The sequence below is a fragment of the Allobosea sp. WAO genome (genome assembly GCF_001509835.1).
Lineage (GTDB): Bacteria > Pseudomonadota > Alphaproteobacteria > Rhizobiales > Beijerinckiaceae > Allobosea.
The window spans coordinates 44040-61290 of record NZ_JXTJ01000006.1; the positions used below are offsets into that span (position 1 = coordinate 44040).

General features: G+C 67.3%; 18 protein-coding genes. 6 read left to right on the forward strand and 12 right to left on the reverse strand.

Translation table 11 applies throughout. The features are described 5' to 3' along the window. Position 1: 1 nt before the first annotated feature. Complete coding sequence (locus DK26_RS09205) at positions 2-556, reverse strand: XRE family transcriptional regulator (RefSeq protein WP_198162316.1); 555 nt, start codon at positions 554-556, stop codon at positions 2-4. A gap of 151 nt (positions 557-707) precedes the next feature. On the opposite strand from DK26_RS09205, the gene DK26_RS09210 reads away from it, so the two are divergent. After that, positions 708-1595 carry an EamA family transporter gene (locus DK26_RS09210; RefSeq protein ID WP_066470943.1) on the forward strand — a complete coding sequence of 296 codons (888 nt, stop codon included), beginning with the start codon at positions 708-710 and terminating at the stop codon, positions 1593-1595. Positions 1596-1614: 19 nt separating this feature from the next. On the opposite strand, the gene DK26_RS09215 is transcribed toward DK26_RS09210, so the two are convergent. Continuing rightward, positions 1615-2775, reverse strand: a complete 1161-nt coding sequence (locus DK26_RS09215; RefSeq protein ID WP_248309918.1) for a YbhN family protein — start codon at positions 2773-2775, stop codon at positions 1615-1617. A 105-nt stretch (positions 2776-2880) separates the two neighbouring features. After that, positions 2881-3255, reverse strand: a complete 375-nt coding sequence (locus DK26_RS09220) for a DUF305 domain-containing protein (protein ID WP_066470945.1) — start codon at positions 3253-3255, stop codon at positions 2881-2883. A gap of 167 nt (positions 3256-3422) precedes the next feature. On the opposite strand from DK26_RS09220, the gene DK26_RS09225 reads away from it, so the two are divergent. Continuing rightward, complete coding sequence (locus DK26_RS09225; protein WP_066472524.1) at positions 3423-4037, forward strand: GNAT family N-acetyltransferase; 615 nt, start codon at positions 3423-3425, stop codon at positions 4035-4037. A 13-nt stretch (positions 4038-4050) separates the two neighbouring features. Here the strand turns inward: DK26_RS09225 and fliJ are convergent, their stop codons facing one another. After that, positions 4051-4464 (reverse strand): flagellar export protein FliJ, encoded by a 414-nt coding sequence (fliJ, locus tag DK26_RS09230; protein WP_066470947.1) that lies wholly within the window; start codon positions 4462-4464, stop codon positions 4051-4053. A 235-nt stretch (positions 4465-4699) separates the two neighbouring features. Between fliJ and DK26_RS09235 the strand changes: the two genes are divergently transcribed. Together DK26_RS09235 and DK26_RS09240 are read left to right on the forward strand one after the other, a co-directional pair. After that, the gene (locus DK26_RS09235; protein ID WP_184231654.1) at positions 4700-5902 is read left to right on the forward strand and encodes an MFS transporter; all 1203 of its coding nucleotides are present in this window, start codon (positions 4700-4702) and stop codon (positions 5900-5902) included. Positions 5903-6047: 145 nt separating this feature from the next. Next, positions 6048-6632 carry a TlpA disulfide reductase family protein gene (locus DK26_RS09240; RefSeq protein WP_066470960.1) on the forward strand — a complete coding sequence of 195 codons (585 nt, stop codon included), beginning with the start codon at positions 6048-6050 and terminating at the stop codon, positions 6630-6632. 12 nt (positions 6633-6644) lie between these two features. Here the strand turns inward: DK26_RS09240 and fliI are convergent, their stop codons facing one another. Further along, the gene (gene fliI, locus DK26_RS09245) at positions 6645-7985 is read right to left on the reverse strand and encodes a flagellar protein export ATPase FliI (protein ID WP_066470962.1); all 1341 of its coding nucleotides are present in this window, start codon (positions 7983-7985) and stop codon (positions 6645-6647) included. Between the two features lie 345 nt (positions 7986-8330). On the opposite strand from fliI, the gene ctrA reads away from it, so the two are divergent. Continuing rightward, positions 8331-9032, forward strand: coding sequence for a response regulator transcription factor CtrA (gene ctrA, locus DK26_RS09250; protein WP_066470963.1), 702 nt, complete (start codon positions 8331-8333; stop codon positions 9030-9032). Positions 9033-9204: 172 nt separating this feature from the next. Here the strand turns inward: ctrA and DK26_RS09255 are convergent, their stop codons facing one another. The 6 genes from DK26_RS09255 to DK26_RS09280 form a co-directional block, all read right to left on the reverse strand. Continuing rightward, positions 9205-10089 (reverse strand): protein-glutamate O-methyltransferase CheR, encoded by an 885-nt coding sequence (locus tag DK26_RS09255; protein ID WP_066470964.1) that lies wholly within the window; start codon positions 10087-10089, stop codon positions 9205-9207. Beyond that, complete coding sequence (gene cheB / locus DK26_RS09260; RefSeq protein WP_248309919.1) at positions 10086-11153, reverse strand: chemotaxis-specific protein-glutamate methyltransferase CheB; 1068 nt, start codon at positions 11151-11153, stop codon at positions 10086-10088. The genes DK26_RS09255 and cheB overlap by 4 nt, the downstream gene beginning before the upstream one ends. A gap of 111 nt (positions 11154-11264) precedes the next feature. Next, positions 11265-11630, reverse strand: a complete 366-nt coding sequence (locus DK26_RS09265) for a response regulator (protein WP_066470969.1) — start codon at positions 11628-11630, stop codon at positions 11265-11267. Positions 11631-11657: 27 nt separating this feature from the next. Then, a complete protein-coding gene (locus DK26_RS09270) occupies positions 11658-12158 on the reverse strand; it encodes a chemotaxis protein CheW (RefSeq protein ID WP_066470974.1) in 501 nt (166 codons plus the stop codon). Continuing rightward, positions 12155-14749, reverse strand: a complete 2595-nt coding sequence (locus DK26_RS09275) for a chemotaxis protein CheA (protein ID WP_066470977.1) — start codon at positions 14747-14749, stop codon at positions 12155-12157. Before DK26_RS09275 ends, DK26_RS09270 begins: the two co-directional genes overlap by 4 nt. 129 nt (positions 14750-14878) lie before the next feature. Continuing rightward, entirely contained in the window at positions 14879-15517 is a 639-nt protein-coding gene (locus tag DK26_RS09280) for a histidine phosphotransferase ChpT (protein WP_066472526.1), read from the reverse strand. A 239-nt stretch (positions 15518-15756) separates the two neighbouring features. Here DK26_RS09280 and DK26_RS09285 point away from each other — a divergent pair, with 239 nt between their 5' ends. Beyond that, the gene (locus DK26_RS09285) at positions 15757-16602 is read left to right on the forward strand and encodes a 3'(2'),5'-bisphosphate nucleotidase CysQ (protein WP_066470979.1); all 846 of its coding nucleotides are present in this window, start codon (positions 15757-15759) and stop codon (positions 16600-16602) included. 3 nt (positions 16603-16605) lie between these two features. On the opposite strand, the gene DK26_RS09290 is transcribed toward DK26_RS09285, so the two are convergent. Continuing rightward, entirely contained in the window at positions 16606-17130 is a 525-nt protein-coding gene (locus DK26_RS09290) for a YHS domain-containing (seleno)protein (protein ID WP_066470982.1), read from the reverse strand. Positions 17131-17251 lie beyond the last annotated feature (121 nt).

Below are 17251 nucleotides of genomic sequence, written 5' to 3' on the forward strand. Positions count from 1 at the left end.
CTTACCGCCGCGCCAGCACCACGAGATAGCGCGCAGGCTCGGGCCCGGGATTGCTGAAGCGGCAATCGCTGGGCGGGCCGAGCTCCAGGCAGTCGCCGGGTTCCAGCCGGGTCACGGTCTCGCCCTCGTGGAAATCGAGCCGGCCCGACTGCATCCAGATCTGCTGGCGGATGAAGGCGTAGGAGCTGGCGGGGTAGGCGATGGCCGCGCCGGCAGGAAGCTCGCCGGCGACGAGCTCGAGGTCGCCATTGCCGGCCGGCGAGATGGCGCGGCGGACGAAGCCGGTCTCGGGGTCGCGCCAGCTGGGTTGATCGGCCGCGCGCCGCAGGCGCTCGCCGGCGCTCTCGATGCGGGCGAGCAGATTGGATAGGGTCAGGCCGAAGGCGCCGGATAGCCGGCCGAGCAGGACTGCCGTCGGGCTGGCCTCGCCGCGCTCGATCCGGCTGATCATGGCGCGCGAGACGCCAGAGCGCTCGGCGAGATCGTTGAGGCTCCAGCCCCGCGCCTCGCGCTCGCCGCGCAGCCTCTCTGCCAGTCTTGACGCGAGATCGTCCATCATCATACCCTTCTTTCTCATATAATAGACTGCGGCAATGGCATTGGCCAGATGGCGCGGCGGGCGCCCTGCCAAGCGCCCTGCATTGCCGCCATGGCTGCATGCCCGGCCGGCATTGGCTCTTCCCCGTCGCCCTAGCTAAGCGCAGCCCATGTCCAGAAACGCCGCCCTCTTCGCGCTGATGTGCCTCGTCTGGGGGCTGACCTGGCTGCCGATCAAGGTCGGGGCGCAGCATGTGCCGCCGGTCTTCCTGGCCGCGGCCCGCTTCACCATTGCCGGCATGCTGATGCTCGCCTGGGCCGGGCGGGACCTCAGGAAGGTGCCGGCGGATGCCTGGCCGCGGCTGATCGTGACGGCACTGCTGCTCAACACCGGCAATTACTCGCTGCTGTTCTGGGGGGCGGCGCAGGCACCGAGCGGGCTTGCGGCAATCGTCAACTTCGCGACGATCCCGATCTTCACCATCATCGCCAGCCGAATGATCGAAGGCCATGAGATGGGCGCGCGCAAGCTCGCGGCCATCGGTCTTGGCACGCTCGGGCTCGGCTTCCTGTTCGCGACCCGCACACTCGGCGGGCTCGAGGCGGCGAGCGGCAATCCGCTGGAGATCTGGGGTCTGGCCGCGATCGCCCTGGGAACGCTGCTCTACTGCTTCGGCGCCGTCCTGGCGCGCCCGATCGCCAGCCGCATGCCGACGCTGGCCCTCGCAGGCTGCCAGACGCTGATCGGCGGGATCGGCCTCAGCATCGTCTCGGCCAGCTTCGAGACCGTGACGGCCGCGCATTTCCGGGCGCTTGTGGCGTGGCCGACGCTGCCGGCGCTCGGCTTCCTCGTGGTCGGCGGCTCGCTGATCGGCTTCACCGTCTATATGCGGCTGGTGCGCGACTGGGGGGCGTTCCGGGCAGGGCTCTATGCCTTCATCAGTCCGGCGGTCGCCGTCGCGGCGGGCGTGCTCGTGCTGTCCGAGCCGTTCGGCTGGAGCGAGGCGGTCGGCAGCCTTTTGATGTTCGGTGCAGCGGCGATCGCGCTCAAGCGCTGAGCGCGCCTGCGCTGAAGCCTCAATCCGGCTTGTCGATGTGCAGGGCCGCGGCCTTGGCGGCCGCCTGCTCCTGCGCCTTCACCTGCGTCTCATGCGCCATCGCTTTGCGCAGCTGGGCGCGCTCGAAGGCGAGCACGATCGGCAGTGAGAGCACCAGCGGCAGGATGAGATAGAACAGGCGCCAGATCAGCAGCGCGGCGAAGACGGCGGGGGCGGGCACGCCCGGCATGACGGCAAGGAAGACCGCCTCCATCACCCCGACGCCGCCCGGAACCTGGCTGAGCAGGCCGGCCGAGAACGAGATCAGGAAGGCGCCGAGCACGATGAAGAAGCCGGGATTGCCCTGGTCCGGCAGGGCGAAATAGATGATGCCGGCCGCCCCCATCAGCTCCAGCGGCGCGGCGAGATACTGCCGTGCGACGATCGGCAGACGGGGATAGACCAGCTCGAACTTGCCGATCCTGAGCGGCTTGAAGCGCAGCCACGAGCCGATCGTATAGAGAACGCAGAAGGCGAGCAGGCCGAAGCCGATCAACCGCGCCTGCGTGTCGCCGATGCCGAACCATTGCGAGAGGCGGTGCAGGGGCCGCAGGATCTGCGGCTCGCCGACGAGGACGAGGCCGAGCAGCAGGATGGTACCGAAGGCGAAGGTGAAGGAGCAGAGCGCGACGAGGACCGCGATTTCTGCCGCGGTCAGCCCCTTCGCGTGATAGGCGCGGTAGCGCACCATCCCGCCGGAGAACACCGAGGCGCCGATATTGTGCGACAGCGCATAAGTGACGAAGGAGCAGAGCGAGATATAGGGCCAGGAAATGCCCTTCTCCTTGCCGAGATGGAGAAGCGCGATGCGGTCGTACCAGGCGAGTGCGGCATAGGCGACCAATGTCGCGAGGCCGGCATGGAAGAAGGCGGCGGGCGGGATCAGCGCGATCTTCTGGCCGATGCCGCCGGCGACGATGGCGACGCTGTCCCAAAGCCCGGCATGCTCGAGGCGCGCGCTCATCGCCTCGTTGGTCAGAGCCTCGGCCTTGAGCTTGTCCCAGAGCAGCTCGACGGACCAGATGACAGCGACGAGGCCGATCAGCGGCCAGAGATAGTCGAGATACTTCTTCATGAAACCCGCAGGCGGCCGGACGGCGAGGGAGGTATCGAGGCTATGCGCAGTCTGCAGCCGGCGCATGCGATATCCGCGCGGGTCGCGTTCGTCCTCTCTGCCAGCGGCCGGCAGAGAGGGCAAGCGGCGCGATGATGTTTCGTTTCAGCCGCGCCGCTCGCCACAAGGTCGTCAGTGGCCGTTCTTCTTGAGCCAGTCCCGCATGAAGGCGATTTCCTTCTCCTGCTCGGTGATGATCGCATTCGCGAGCTTGCGCAGCTCCGGGTCCTTGCCATGGGCGAGCACGACCTTGGCCATGTCGATCGCACCCTGGTGGTGCGGGATCATGCCGCGGACGAAATCGGCATCGGCGTCGCCGGTGAAGGCGACCATCATATCCTTGTGCATCTTGTCGTTGACCGCCTTGTAGGCGGCGGTCGAGGCGCTGTCCGCGGTGCTGGCGCCATGGCTGCCGTGACCCTGATGGCTCTGGGCAAGGGCGGAGCCGGCGGAGGCGAGGGCGCCGGACAGGGCAAGACCGGCGAAAAGCCTGCGGTCGATGGTCATCGGATATCCTTTCGAAGCACTAGGCCGCCATCGGGGCGTGCCGGGCCGAGCCCGGCATTGCCTGTGGGCAGGCTGCCGGGCGAACAGCCGGCCCGGTCCAGTTGGGCCGGGATCATGTCATGATCGCGGCGAAGCGAATCGAGCCCGGCATCGTCCGGCGGAGCCCCATGTCCGAGACCCTTTCCATCAGCCTCAACGGCGTCACCGACCTGCCGCCGGGCAAGGTCGCCGCCATCGTCACCTCGCTCGAAATGACCGCGGCGCCGCCAGCGAGGCAGGACCCGCCGGGAACCGAGGAGTTGACGCTGGAGCCGATCGGCGCGGCCGACACGGCGCGCTATCTCGCCATGTACCGCGTGCTGGGCGAGCGCTGGATGTGGTTCAGCCGCCTGGTCAAGCCGGCAGCCCATAGCGAGGCGATCCTCGGCGACGCGGCGGTGCTCTGCTTCGTCGTGCGCTTGGATGGGCGGGATGTCGGATTGCTGGAGCTGGATTTCCGCGAGGCGGGCGAGGGGGAGCTCGCCTTTTTCGGCCTGGAGGAAAGCGTGCTCGGCAAGGGCGCTGGGCGCTGGCTGATGAACCGGGCTCTGGAACTGGCCTGGGCCTGGCCGATCGGGCGCTTCTGGGTGCACACCTGCACGCTCGACCATCAGGGCGCGCCGGAATTCTACCAGCGCTCCGGCTTCAAGGCGTTCAAGCGCAGCGTCGAGGTGGTCGACGATCCAAGGCTCGCGGGCCACATGCCGCGAGCTGCCGTGCCGCATCATCCGGTGATCGAATGATGCGGCTGTGGGTTCACATACCGGGGCGCGAGGAGCGCAGGCCGATCGAGTCCATCATCGCCTGATCGCGCGCAGCGTCGGCGGCACGCTCGGTGGCGCGCTCGCGGTCCTCGAGGATCTCGACCTTCTTCATCTCCTCGAAGGCCTCCTGCAGCTCGCCCTTGGCCTCTTCGAGCTGGCCCTGCAGGTTGTCGGCCGACTGGCGCAGATTGTCCCGGCGGCCGAGCGCTGCCTTGGCATAGGTCGGGTAGGCGAAATGGGCGGGATCCGAGATGCCGGCGCGGCTTTCCTCGTTCTGGATCTCGCGATCCAGATCGCCCGCCATGCGGTGAAACTCTGCGATCATCATCTCGATCTGGCTCACGCGGCGGCGCTTTTCGTCCACCTGGAACCGTTTGAGACGCAAAAGGGTCTCTCGCGACTTCATGTCGGCTCTTACTCCTGATTACGCATGGTGGTGCGCCGACCCCTCGGCGCGGCACCCGAACGACTTACGCGAGACGAAAAGGACAATGGCGCAAGGAGGTTGACCGTTCCTTACCGGCAATGGCCGCATTTGACGCATGTTGCATCTGCGCCATGGAGCCTGCCGACAGGGCGTGGCCTCGCCTATTCTCGGTGACATCAAGAATCAGCAGCAAAAGCGCTGCCGGACCATCGTCTTGCCTCGCCCCTTCCGCCTTCCCCAACATGGGCCGCTGCTCGCGGGCCTTGCCCTCACCCGGATCATCGGCTGGGGATCGATATACTATTCGCCCTCGGTGCTGGCGGCCTATCTCGACCGCGATCTTGGCCTGGGCCCGGCGGTGGTGTTCAGCGGCGTGACCATCCTCTTGGTCACTGGCGCTGCGCTCTCGCCAGCCCTCGGGCGCCATCTCGACCAGCGCGGCACGCGACAGGCGATGTGTGTCGGCGCGGTGATCGCCGCGATCGGGCTCGCGCTGCTCTCGCAGGCGCAGGGGCCGGTGAGCTATCTCGCGACCTGGTTTGTCATCGGCATCGGCCATGCGATGCAACTCGCCAACACCGGCAATGTCACGGTCGCGCAATTGATGGGCGAGCGCACGCGCCGGGTCATCGGCCTGATGATGCTGGTGACCGGGCTCGCCTCCAGCGTGTTCTGGCCGCTGACGGCGGCGCTCGCGGCGGCCTATGGCTGGCGCGTCTGCCTTTTAATCTTTGCGGCGATCCAGCTCTTTGTCGTCCTGCCGATCCATCTCGCCATTCCGCGCTATCGGATGAAGCCGGCGAGCGAGACGGCGGAGCCAGGGCAGGTGAAAGCCGATGAAGGCCGGGTTCCGCCATCGGCGCGGCGCGCCACCTTCTGGCTGATGGCACTGAGCTTCTCCGCCAGCGGCCTGGTTTCCTGGGGGCTGCCGCTGCATGTGATCGGCCTGATGCAGGAGGCCGGGCTCAGCAATGCGACGGCGGTGGCGATCGCGACGCTCAGCGGCCCGGCGACGCTGGTCGCGCGGGCCATCGATGCAGTTGCAGGCCACAGGCTGCCGGTCGAGCGCGTCGCGCTCGGCGGGCTCGCACTCGGACCGCTGTCCTGCCTGCTGATGGCACTCGCCCCTGGATCGGCCCCGGTCGCAGTCGCCTTTATCCTGCTGTTCAACGCCGCGATGGGGGTGATTGCGGTCGCGCGTGCGACCTTGCCGCTGGCACTGTTCGGCCGGCACGGCTTCGGCAGCATGCTCGGGCGCCTGGCGGTTCCACAGAACCTGACCTTCGCGGCGTCGCCGGTACTGTTCGCGCTGATGATCGAGCGGATCGGCCCTTCCGGAACGCTCTACATGTCGGCGGCGATCCAGTTCATGGCTTTGCTGGCGATGTTCGCGCTTGTGCGCCGGCTGAGGGCCTGACCCCGGCGGGCGCAAATGCCGCGGTCCGTGCCTTGGGCTCGCCATGCTAGCGCGGGAACGGTGCGAGCGCAGTCGTCTGGTTCCCCGGGCGAGCGCGCCGTCGCTGGTGCGATGCGCGCCATCCAGAATGAGAATTCCCAGCCCCATGCCTACGTCTCCGACCCGTCGCCTCGCTTTGCAGACCTTGCTGGGAGGCCTCGCCATCCCGGCGTTCGCTGGCGAGCGCCCGCCGGTCTTTCGCACCTCGCGCTATCAGTTTCGGGAGCTCGATCCGATCGTTACCATGACGGCGTTGAAGCTGGCCCGGCTCGACGGCAAGCCGGCGCTGGCGAACCCGACAAGCGGGAAGGTCACCTTGATCTATCTCTGGGCGACCTGGTGCCCGGTCTGCCGGGTCGAGCTGCCGCGCTTCGAGCGCCAGCTGGCGCAGCTCCGGCAGGACGGTGTCGACCTGTTGACGATAGCCACGGACGAGCGCGAGCCGGCGTATGTTCGGGCCTATCTCGCCCGGCTCGGTGTCAAGCAGCTTCCGGTCTTCCTCGACCATGGCGGGAAACGGCTTTCGGCGCAGCGCGAGGACGGTAGCGAGTCGCCGTTCTCGCTCGCCGAAGGCCAGCCGATCACCTACGCCGTCGATCCCAACGGCGGGGTGCGCGGCTATCTGCTCGGGGAGGCCGACTGGTCCTCGCCGCAGGCACAGGCGCTGCTCGGCTATTTCGCCAGGGCATGATGAGACGAGGCTTCACATTCCCATGATGCGAGCGAGCCTCGCATAGCCGTCGCCGAGCCCCGTCGCCTCGTCCTTGGCCTGCTTCAGGAAGGCTTCGAGCTCGGGGTTGAGGCGGATCGCCTCGTCGACCTCGGCGGAGGCGCCCTGGCGATAGGCGCCGAGGCGAATCAGCTCCTCCATGTCGGCATAGGTCGCGAGCGTGGCACGGGCCTTCTGCACGACCGGATAGTAGGCGGGGTCGCAGGAGCGCGGCATGGTGCGCGACACCGATTTCAGCACGTTCACCGCCGGATAGCGGCCACGTTCGGCGATGCCGCGTTCCATCACGATATGGCCGTCGAGAATGCCGCGCACGGCGTCGGCGACCGGTTCGTCATGGTCGCCGCCATCGACCAGAACCGTGAACAGGCCGGTGATCGCGCCGTCGCCGGTGCCCGGGCCAGCGCGTTCGAGCAGGCGCGGCAATTCGGCGAAGACGGTGGGCGTATAGCCCTTGGTGGTCGGCGGCTCGCCGGCGGCGAGGCCGATCTCGCGCATCGCCATGGCGAAGCGGGTGACCGAGTCCATCAGGCACATCACCTGCAGATCCTGGTCGCGGAAGAACTCGGCCAGCGCCAGCGTCGTCAACGCCGCCTGCTTGCGCATCAGCGCCGGCTCGTCCGAGGTCGCGACGACGACGACCGAGCGGGCGAGCCCGTCCGGCCCGAGATCGTCCTGAAGGAATTCCTGGACCTCACGACCGCGCTCGCCGACGAGGCCGATGATGTTGACGTCGGCGCGCGCATAGCGCGCCAGCATCGAGAGCAGCACCGATTTGCCGACGCCGGAGCCGGCGAAGATGCCCATGCGCTGGCCAAGACAGCAGGTCAGGAAGGTGTTGAGCGCCCGCACGCCGAGATCTAGCGGCGGGCCGACGCGGCGCCTGGCATGGGCCGGCGGCGGGTCGTTGCGGAAGGGGATCGTCCTTTCGCCTAGCGGCAGGGGCGGGCCGCCATCCACAGGCCGGCCGAGCGCATCGACGACGCGGCCGAGCCAGGCGGATGTCGGACGCAGCCCAGGCACCGTGCGCTCGACATAGGCGGGGCAGCCGCGCCGGACGCCGTCGAGCCCGCCAAAGGGCATGACCAGGGCCTTGTCGCCGGAAAAGCCGATGACTTCGCAAGGAATCCGCGTGCCGGCCGCGATCTCGATACCGACGCGCCCGCCGAGGCTCATCGCCGAGATCGGCCCGGAAACCTCGACCATCAGGCCGCGCACGGCGGTGACCCGGCCATAGACGGTCGTGCCCTCGATGCCGCCGATGATCGCGGCGAGGTGGGAAAGCCGTTCGGGATCGCGTTGCGCGCCGCTCATGATGCCTGCCGTCAACCTTTCATTTACCTCTGTGATTAACACTGCGTTTCGAAGCTATGCCGCTGGGAGGTGCCGTTTTCGGGCAAATCCTCGGGGCGAGCTTCCGCGAAGGGCGCTTTCGCGGCTGAAGCCAGACTGATCCGTGTCAAATTCGACTCACCTCGACAAGGATCGTTAGCTTTCTCCGAAGAAGCGCTTGCGCCCGGGAATCAGGGTTTGTTAACCATTTCCCCGTAGCGTGTCGCGTGGCGTTTCATCAGGCAAGCTTTCGTCGTCCAGGGCCGTGGGGGTTCGGGACGGAGTCAATTCGGATCGCTGGCCTCGGGGCGAAATTGGGGACGTGACATGCGGGTTCTGCTGATCGAAGACGATAGCGCAACCGCCCAAAGCATCGAGCTGATGCTGAAGTCAGAGAGCTTCAACGTCTACACGACGGACCTGGGCGAAGAGGGCGTCGATCTCGGCAAGCTCTACGATTACGACATTATCCTGCTGGACCTCAATCTGCCCGACATGTCCGGCTACGAGGTCCTGCGGTCCTTACGCGTCGCCAAGGTCAAGACCCCGATCCTGATCCTCTCCGGCCTCGCCGGCATCGAGGACAAGGTGAAGGGCCTCGGCTTCGGCGCCGACGACTACCTGACCAAGCCGTTCCACAAGGACGAGCTGGTCGCGCGCATCCACGCCATCGTCCGCCGCTCGAAGGGCCATGCCCAGTCGGTGATCACGACCGGCGACCTCGTCGTCAATCTCGACACCAAGACCGTCGAGGTCGATGCCCAGCGCGTTCACCTGACGGGCAAGGAATACCAGATGCTGGAGCTGCTCTCGCTCCGCAAGGGCACGACGCTCACCAAGGAGATGTTCCTCAACCATCTCTATGGCGGCATGGACGAGCCCGAGCTCAAGATCATCGACGTGTTCATCTGCAAGCTGCGCAAGAAGCTGGCGAACGCGTCTGACGGCAAGAACTACATCGAGACGGTCTGGGGACGCGGCTATGTGCTGCGCGAGCCGTCCGAAGCCGAGGAACGCATCCCGGCCTGAGGTTTCGTCATCAGCGTGTCATCACCGGCACGCTAAAGCTAAGTCGCCTGATCGTCGGATGTACACGACAGGTGAACGGGGACCCCGCCGAGAGGCGGGGTTTTTGTTTTGGCGCCTAGCGCGACGAGGTTCGTCGCATCGATGGGATGTTGTCTGCGCGGCGCAGGCCGCTTCAGCTCAGCGGGACGAAGTTGCGCGCGGGAGGTGCCGCCGGGCTGGCGGTCTCCGGTCGTTGCGTCGCCCGGCTCGCGGCGTCGCGGTAAAGTCCACGATGGACAGGGTCGGGCACCAGCGTTGTCGTGATGCCGATCACCGTCTCGGCCGCGCCGAGGACGAAGGCGCCGTTCGGCGAAAGCCGCTGGGAGAGCGCCGCCATTACACGCGCCTTGGTCGGCACGTCGAAATAGATCAGAACGTTGCGGCAGAAGATGACGTCGAACTGGCCGAGATGGGCACTCGATTCCAGTAGATTGTGCTGCCTGAGCTCGACCATGGCGCGAATGCGGTCATCGACGCGCCACTTGTCGCCTTCCTGGCGGAAGTATTTGAGCAGGAGCTGGATCGGCAGGCCGCGCTGGACCTCGAACTGGCTGTAGAGACCCTGGCGAGCCTTCTCGAGCACCTCGGTCGAGATGTCGGTGCCGAGGATCTCGATCTTCCAGCCGGCGAGGCGCGGGGCCGCCTCGTCGAGGATCATCGCCAGCGAATACGCCTCCTGTCCGCTCGAGACGGCGGCGCACCAGATGCGCAGCTGCCGGCTCTGGGAATTGGCGGCGAGCTTCTCGGGCAGGATGACGTCCCGGAACAGGTCGAAAGGCGTCTTGTCCCGGAAGAAAAGGGTTTCGTTGGTCGTCATCGCTTCGACGACGGCGTTCTCCAGCTCGCGGCCGGGCTCGCGGCGCAAGCTCGCGACGAGCGCAGTGATGCTCTCGATGCCGCGCCGCCGGCAGAGCATGCCGAGCCGGCTTTCGACGAGATAGCCCTTCTCGGCGCGGAGATGCAGGCCGGAACGGACCTGGAGCAGGACGCGCAGGAAGTCGAAGTCTTGCTCCGTCATGCGCCATGGCCTCCGCCGACGAGGGCGCGGATGGCCGGGCCGATGCTGCCGAGGGAGATGACGGCGCTGGCATGGCGGGCGCGGACGACGGAGCCCGGCATGCCCCAGATGGTGCTCGATGCCTCGTCCTGGGCGATGACGGCGGCGCCGGCGCGCCGCAGCGCAGCGGCGCCCTCCGTGCCGTCGCTGCCCATGCCGGTCATCACCAGGGCGAGCGCGGCGGGGCCGAGATGACGGGCGGCCTCGTTGAACAGCACGTCCACCGCCGGGCGGCAGAAGCGCACCGGCGGCCCGTCGCTGACATTGGCGACGATATGGCCGAGCTTGCGCTCGATGCCGAGATGACGCCCGCCGGGCGCGATGTAGACGGTGCCGCGCGCCAGCCGCTCGCCATCATAGGGCTCGCGTGCGGGAACTCCGATCTGGGTCGCGATCTGGTCGGCGAAGGAGGCGGTAAACAGCGGCGGCATGTGCTGAACGACCAGCGTGGTCAGATTGTGCACGGCCTCGCCGAGATCTGCCAGCACGCGGGCCACGGCACGGGGGCCGCCGGTTGAGGCGCCGATCACCAGATAGCGCGGCACGACCGAGACGAGGGGCTTGAGATCGACCACGCCGACCGGGGGCGGGGTGTGCGGCATGGACGGCTCGGCTTCCACCAGAGCGTGCCGGCCGCGCGACTGCTCGATGCTGGTGAGCTTGCCGAGGAACTCGCTGCGGAAATCGAGGGACAGGGTCAGGCCGCTGCGGCTTTCCGGTTTCGGCAAGACATCGACGGCGCCCATCGTCATGCATTGCAAGGCGAGGCGGGCATTGCGCTCGGTCAGCGTCGTCGTCATCAGGACGGCGCTGCCGGGGCTCTCCTTGACGAGGCGGGGCAGGGCGGCGACGCCGTCGAGGCCGGGCATGTCGATATCGAGCACGACGATGTCCGGGTGATAGCGGGCGGCATGCTCGATCGCCATCTCGCCGTCGCCGGCGACGGCGACGACGTTGAACTTGCCGCTTTCGCCGAGCCAGCGCGCGAACAGCCCGCGCACGACGACGGAGTCGTCGACGATCATCACGGTACTCGGCCGTGCGCTGGGCTGGGGCATCGGGCTCGCGGTCAGCATTGAAAACGCTTGTTCGAAACGGGCTCGCAGCGTCCGGCAACGAGCCGCGGACACATCAGGTCAGAGCAGCCCGACCTGATGGAACTTCGAAGCGACGATCTCCTTGTCGAACGGCTTCATGATGTACTCGTCAGCGCCGGCATGCATGGCGCGGGCGATGTGGGCGATGTCGTTCTCGGTGGTGCAGAACACGACCTTGGGGCGCTTGCCGCCAGGCATCTGCCGGAGGTTCCTCAGGAAGTCGTAACCGTCCATGATCGGCATGTTCCAGTCGAGCAGCACCGCGTCGGGCATCTCGCCGCGGCAGGCGTCGATCGCGCGAGCGCCGTCCTCGGCTTCGGCGATGCGGAACTGCAGGCCCTCGAGGATCCGGCGGGCGACCTTGCGGATGACGGCGGAGTCATCGACCACGAGGCAATACTTCATTTCGGTTCTCCAGAGAGGCGCAGCTGCTCAAGCGGCGGCCGGCAATTCGATTCTGAGGATGGCATCGACGTCGAGGACGACCAACAAGCGATCTTCGAGCCGGTGTACGCCCTTGGCGAGACCCGCCCAGCTGCGGTCGAGGTGAATCGGTACGGGTTCGAAGGTCGAACGTTCGAGGCGCATCACCTCACCGACCTTGTCGACGATGAGCGCGAAGGCCTCGCCGCCCTGGTCGATGCCGACGGAGACGAGCTCGCAATCGCCGCCGTCGGGCGAGGCGGGGACGGAAGGCTGGCCCATGCGCTCGCGCATGCTGATCGCGGTGACGATGCGGCCACGCAGGTTCAGGAGGCCGACGATCTCGCGCGGCGCCAGCGGCACCGGCGTGATGCGGGTAGCGATGAAGACGTCCTGGACGCGGCCGATCGGCAGGCCGAGCAGTTGCTCACCGATGAAGACGGTGACGTAGTCGAGCGAGTCCTCGAAGCCGGATCCGTCGGTATCGTCCCTGGAGATCGCCGTGCTCATGCCGCTTGCCTCTGTGCCCGGCACTCGGCCAGTTCCGCGATCAACGCCCGGCGATCGAATTTGGTGACAACCTCGTCGAAACGGGCCTGCGCCGCCGCGAGATGCAATTCGGGAGTCGGCAAGGTCGACAGTCCGATGATCCGCAGGCCGGCATGTCTCGGCTCGGCGCGTAGCCGCGCGGCGAGCGCGAGGCTGGCAGCCGGATCGCGATCCAGATCAAGCACGACTGCTGCGAGATCGGCATGGCCGGCGGCGATGCCTGCGGCGACCGCGATGTCGGGGCTCTGGCTGACCCGCATGCCCGAGGCCTTGAGCACCGGCAGCAGCATCTCGCGCAGGAAGTCGGAAGGCTCGATCAGCAGCACATGCGGTGCGTCGGCGAGTGGCGCATCGCGCCGGCCGCGCAACCAGTTCGCATTGGCCTTCGGCAGGTAATGGGCGAGATCTAGGATCTCGGTGGCGCGACCGCGGATGATCGCCGAGCCGACGACACCTTGCTCGGCCATGGCCATCATCTCGATGTCGAGCGTCTCCTCGACGATGTCGACGATGGCATCGACCGCGAGCGCCATGGTGAAATCGCCATCCGAGAAGATCACCAGCGGCTGCAGTCCGCTTGCCCGGACCTCGACCCCCTCGACAGGCACAATCGGCATCAGCCTGCCGCGGTAGTTGAGCAGGGAGCGCCCGCCGGCGCTTTCGAAGAGTGCGGCATCGACCTCCTCGAGCCGCGTCACCAGTGCGAGCGGCACGGCCTTGAGCCGGTTTGTTCCTGCCCGGAAGACCAGCATGGTGGTCCGCTCGGCCGCGGTGGCGACGTCGCCGGCCGTACCGGGGAGCGCACCGTCCTGGCCGCCGGTGAGGGCCCCAACCAGGCGCGCGACGCCGTTCGGGTCGATGATGAGCACGACCGCGCCGTCGCCGAGGATGGTGTTGCCGGAGAAGAGCGGAATATGCCGCAGCTTCGTGGACATCGGTTTGACGACGATTTCCTCGGTGTGGAACACCGAGTCGACGAGGATTCCGAACTGGCGCTCGCCGACCTGGGTCACGACAATGAAGCCATCCCCCAGCGAGGCCGTGCTGCGGTCCATGACGCCGGCGAGCGCGATGATCGGCAGCAGCCGGTCGCGCAGGCGCAGCACCGGCGAATCGTTGATGCTCTCGATGCGATGTTCACTGCCCGGCTTGACCCGCACCAGCTCGCGCACGACGACCTGGGGAATGGCGAAGCGCTGCGCGCCCGAGGCGACGATCAGCGCCGAGACGATGGCCAGCGTCAGCGGAATCTTGATGGTGATTCCCGTGCCGGCGCCGGCAGTGCTGGCAATGTCGACGACACCACCGATCGCGTCGACATTGACCTTGACGACGTCCATGCCGACGCCGCGTCCGGATATCGCGGTGACGTCCTCGGCGGTGGAGAAACCGGGGTGGAAGACGAAGCGCAGGATTTGCGCCTCGCTCATCTTCTCGAGCTCGGCCTCGCTGGCCAGCCCTTTCTGCAGCGCCTTGTTGCGGATGCGGGCGACATCCATGCCGCGACCGTCATCGGCGATGGCGATGGTGACCGCGCCGCCCTCGTGATAGGCCGAGACGCGGATCGTGCCGGCCTCCGGCTTGCCGAGTGCCAGCCGTTCGGCCGGCGGCTCGATTGCATGGTCGGCGCAGTTGCGCACCATGTGAGTCAGCGGATCCTTGATCAGGTCGAGGATCTGGCGGTCGAGTTCGGTGTCTTCGCCCTCCATCACCAGCTCGATCTTCTTGTCGAGGTCGGTGGAAAGGTCGCGCACGATGCGCGGCAGCTTCGACCAGGCGTTGCCGATCGGCTGCATGCGGGTCTTCATCACGCCGTCCTGGAGCTCGGCGGTGATCAGGGAGAGGCGCTGCAGCGGCGCCTTCAGCCCGGCATCTTCCTGCTGGCGCGAGATCTCGAGCAATTGGTTGCGGGTCAGCACCAGCTCGGAGACCATGGTCATCAGATGCTCGAGCGTGTCGACATTGACGCGCAGCGTGGCCGGCCCGACGGGACGCGTCGCCTCCTCGTTGCCGGGCGCGCGCGGCTGGTCGAGCGGGCTCGGCGCCGCCCTGAAGACCAGGTCGATATCATCGGACTTCGTGTCGCTGGCAGGCCTGTTCTCGGCGGCCGATCTGGCGAGATAGGCCGCGACCGGGTCGAGGTCAGCGGGTCCCTCGCGGCTCGCCAGCTCCTGCTTGGCCTTGGCCGCCAGGGCGCGCAACTGGCTGATGAGCGGCTCGTCGTTGCCGGGCGGCTCCTGGCCCTTCTCGGTCAGCTCGGCCATGATCTCCTTGATCTGGTCGATCGTCTCGAGGATCGCCGTGACGGCGGTCGAGGAGACCGAGGCGCCATCGCGGAGCTGCCCCATCACCGATTCCGCGGCGTGGGTCAGCGCCTCCAGGCGCGGCAGTCCGATGAAGCCGCAGGTGCCTTTGACGGTGTGAACCAGCCGGAAGATGTTGCGCAGGATGTCGGTATTGTTCGGTTCCTGCTCGAATCTGACGAGCTCGCGATCCACCGTGTCGAGATGCTCGCCGGTCTCGCTAAGGAACTCTTGCAGCAACTCGTCCATGCGAGGACCGTTCACTCACGCCACTGATGCCGCCCGGATTGTGCGGGCGAAGGGTTTATGATCGGTTGAGAACGCCCGGAAAACTGGTGCTTCCGGGCGCTTGCGCTTTGGTTCTTCGAGGCTTTCGGCTCAGGCCGGATCGGCGGAGATGCTGACGGTGTCGCCTTCGATGCTGAAGGCGATCGTCATTCCTGCCGCGCGGGCGACCATGCCGGTGTAGACGGGCTGGACCGCATGGGCGTCGATCGCGCCGCTCTCGGAGCGGCCGGCGATGAGGTCCTCGACATGGGCGGGAATGCGGGCATGAGATCCGGTCGCGGTGATCCGGAAGGTGCCCTGTTCGCCGGTCAGCGTGGTGCGGCAGGTGATCTTGCCGCCGCGCGGGATCGCCTGCGTCGCGAGCACCAGCAGGTTGAGGACGAGCTTGACCTGGTTCTTCGGTAGCAAGGCTCGAGGGGCTTCCCAATCGAGCGAGAGCTTCTCGTCGTTTAGGAAGCCGTTGGCGACGTTGCCGGCATCGCCGAGATCGATCATGGCGCCGGCCGATCCCGCCGCGCCGAAGGCGAGGCGGGCGAATTGCAGGCGGGCCGAGGCGTTGCGCGCACTCTTCTTGATCAGGTCGAGCGCGAACTCCTTCATCGAGGGATCGTCTTCCTCGAGCACCTCGAGCGCGTTGACGATGGCGCCGACCGGGCTGATCACGTCATGGCAGACGCGGCTGCACAGAAGCGCTGCCAGATCGAGCGGCTCGAGCGTGATGGCGGTCATGATCTGGTCCTGGGTCATAAGGGGGCAGCGCCACCGGCGCCGGCATAGGTGTCGCAGAATGCGCGAGTCTGGTTTGCAGGGAGTTAAGCATAAGGAGCGTGGGCGAATAACTTCGGCCAGCATGTCCGCCCCGGATGGCGGCTAGAAGGCGAGCCGGCTTTCCCTTTCTGCGGCAATGGACTAGGTGGTCTTTCATCGCGCGGCGCGGCCGGTATGGCTGCGGGTATGGCTGGGAAACCATGACGATTGCTCCCGACGATCCGCTGCTCAGAGACCGGGACAGGCTGGCCGGACTCCTCGGCGAGGCGGCGCGGCGCAGCGCGGCAGTGCTGCTGGCCAAGCGCTCGGCCCGCGACGTCAAGCTCAAGCCGGACGGCTCGCCGGTGTGCTCCGCAGATTTGGCTGCCGACGAGGCGGCGAAGGCGGCGCTGGCGCAGCTGCTGCCAGATTTTCCAGTGATCAGCGAGGAGAGTGTCGGGGAGGTCGAGGTCGCGCCGGTCTTCATCCTGCTCGATCCGCTCGACGGTACGCGCGAGTTTCTGGCGGGCGGCGACAGCTATTGCGTCTGCATCGCCATCATCCGTGCCGGGCGGCCGATCGCGGGAGCGATCGCGGCTCCCGGTCTCGGCCGGCTCTGGTATGGTGGCGAACGTGCTTTCGCCCAGGCGCTGGGGCCGGATGTGGCGCCGGTCGGGGCGCCCATCATGATCAAGGTCAGGGCCGAGCCCGCGGCCGGGCCGCGCATGCTGGTCAGCCGCTTTCACGGCGACGCGGTGAGCGCCGGGATCGCAGCAGCGATCGGCGATGGCGAGGGCGCTCCGGTGTCGTCGGCGGTGAAGTTCGGATTGATCGCCGCCGGCGAGGCCGATCTGCATGTCCGCTGCGGCGCAACCATGGAATGGGATGTCGCTGCGGGGGAGGCGATCCTCGACGCGGCCGGCGGGGTGGTGCGTACGCTTACCGGTGCGGTGACGGCTTATGGCTGCAGCGAGCGCGCCTTCCGCAATCCGCCCTTCGTCGCCGCTGGCAGCGAGGATCTCGCAGCCCGCGCCATTGCGCAGGCCCTCTGCAGTCCTCCGGCCTGAGGCTCAGCGCGCGATCTGGCGCGCCACGGTGGGCCAATTGCTCCGCGCCTTCTCCCGCAGGCCTGCATCGACCAGGAAGCGGCGGCGACTCTCCTCGGAGTGGAAGAAGAACAGCTCGTTGCCGATGAGCGCGTGGCGCCGCGGGTCGGCATCGGCGACGAAGCCATCGGCGACCGCACTGGCGTCGAAGCCGGCGAAGCGCGGCTCATAGAGCGCGGGAGCGTCGAGGAAGGCGTCGCGATTGGCGGCGCTGGCGAAGCGCCACACGGCCCCGGCATGGGTCACCTCGTGCTCCGGCAATCCCGGTATCGGCCCGCCGCCGAGATGGTAGGCGACAGGGTCGAAACCGGCGAGCGCGATGGGCGAATGTGTTCCGCGCATCATGGTTTCGCCAAGGCCGGGCAGATCCGGCAAGCCAACCGGCAGGGACGAGGCCTGCTCCTGCCCGCGGGCCGCGCCTGCAGACAGCGCGAGCACGGCGCCGATCAGGGCGAAGATGCGCCGATTTTGCCTTGCTGCGGCCTTCATTGCCGGAAAATCCTCGGAAATGCGTCGTCGCGCGCGGCAGGCGGGCGGTTGTTCACTGCTTGGATACATATGCAGGGTATCCAAGCAGTTACCGTAATCGCGTGAATCGACGCGTATTGGC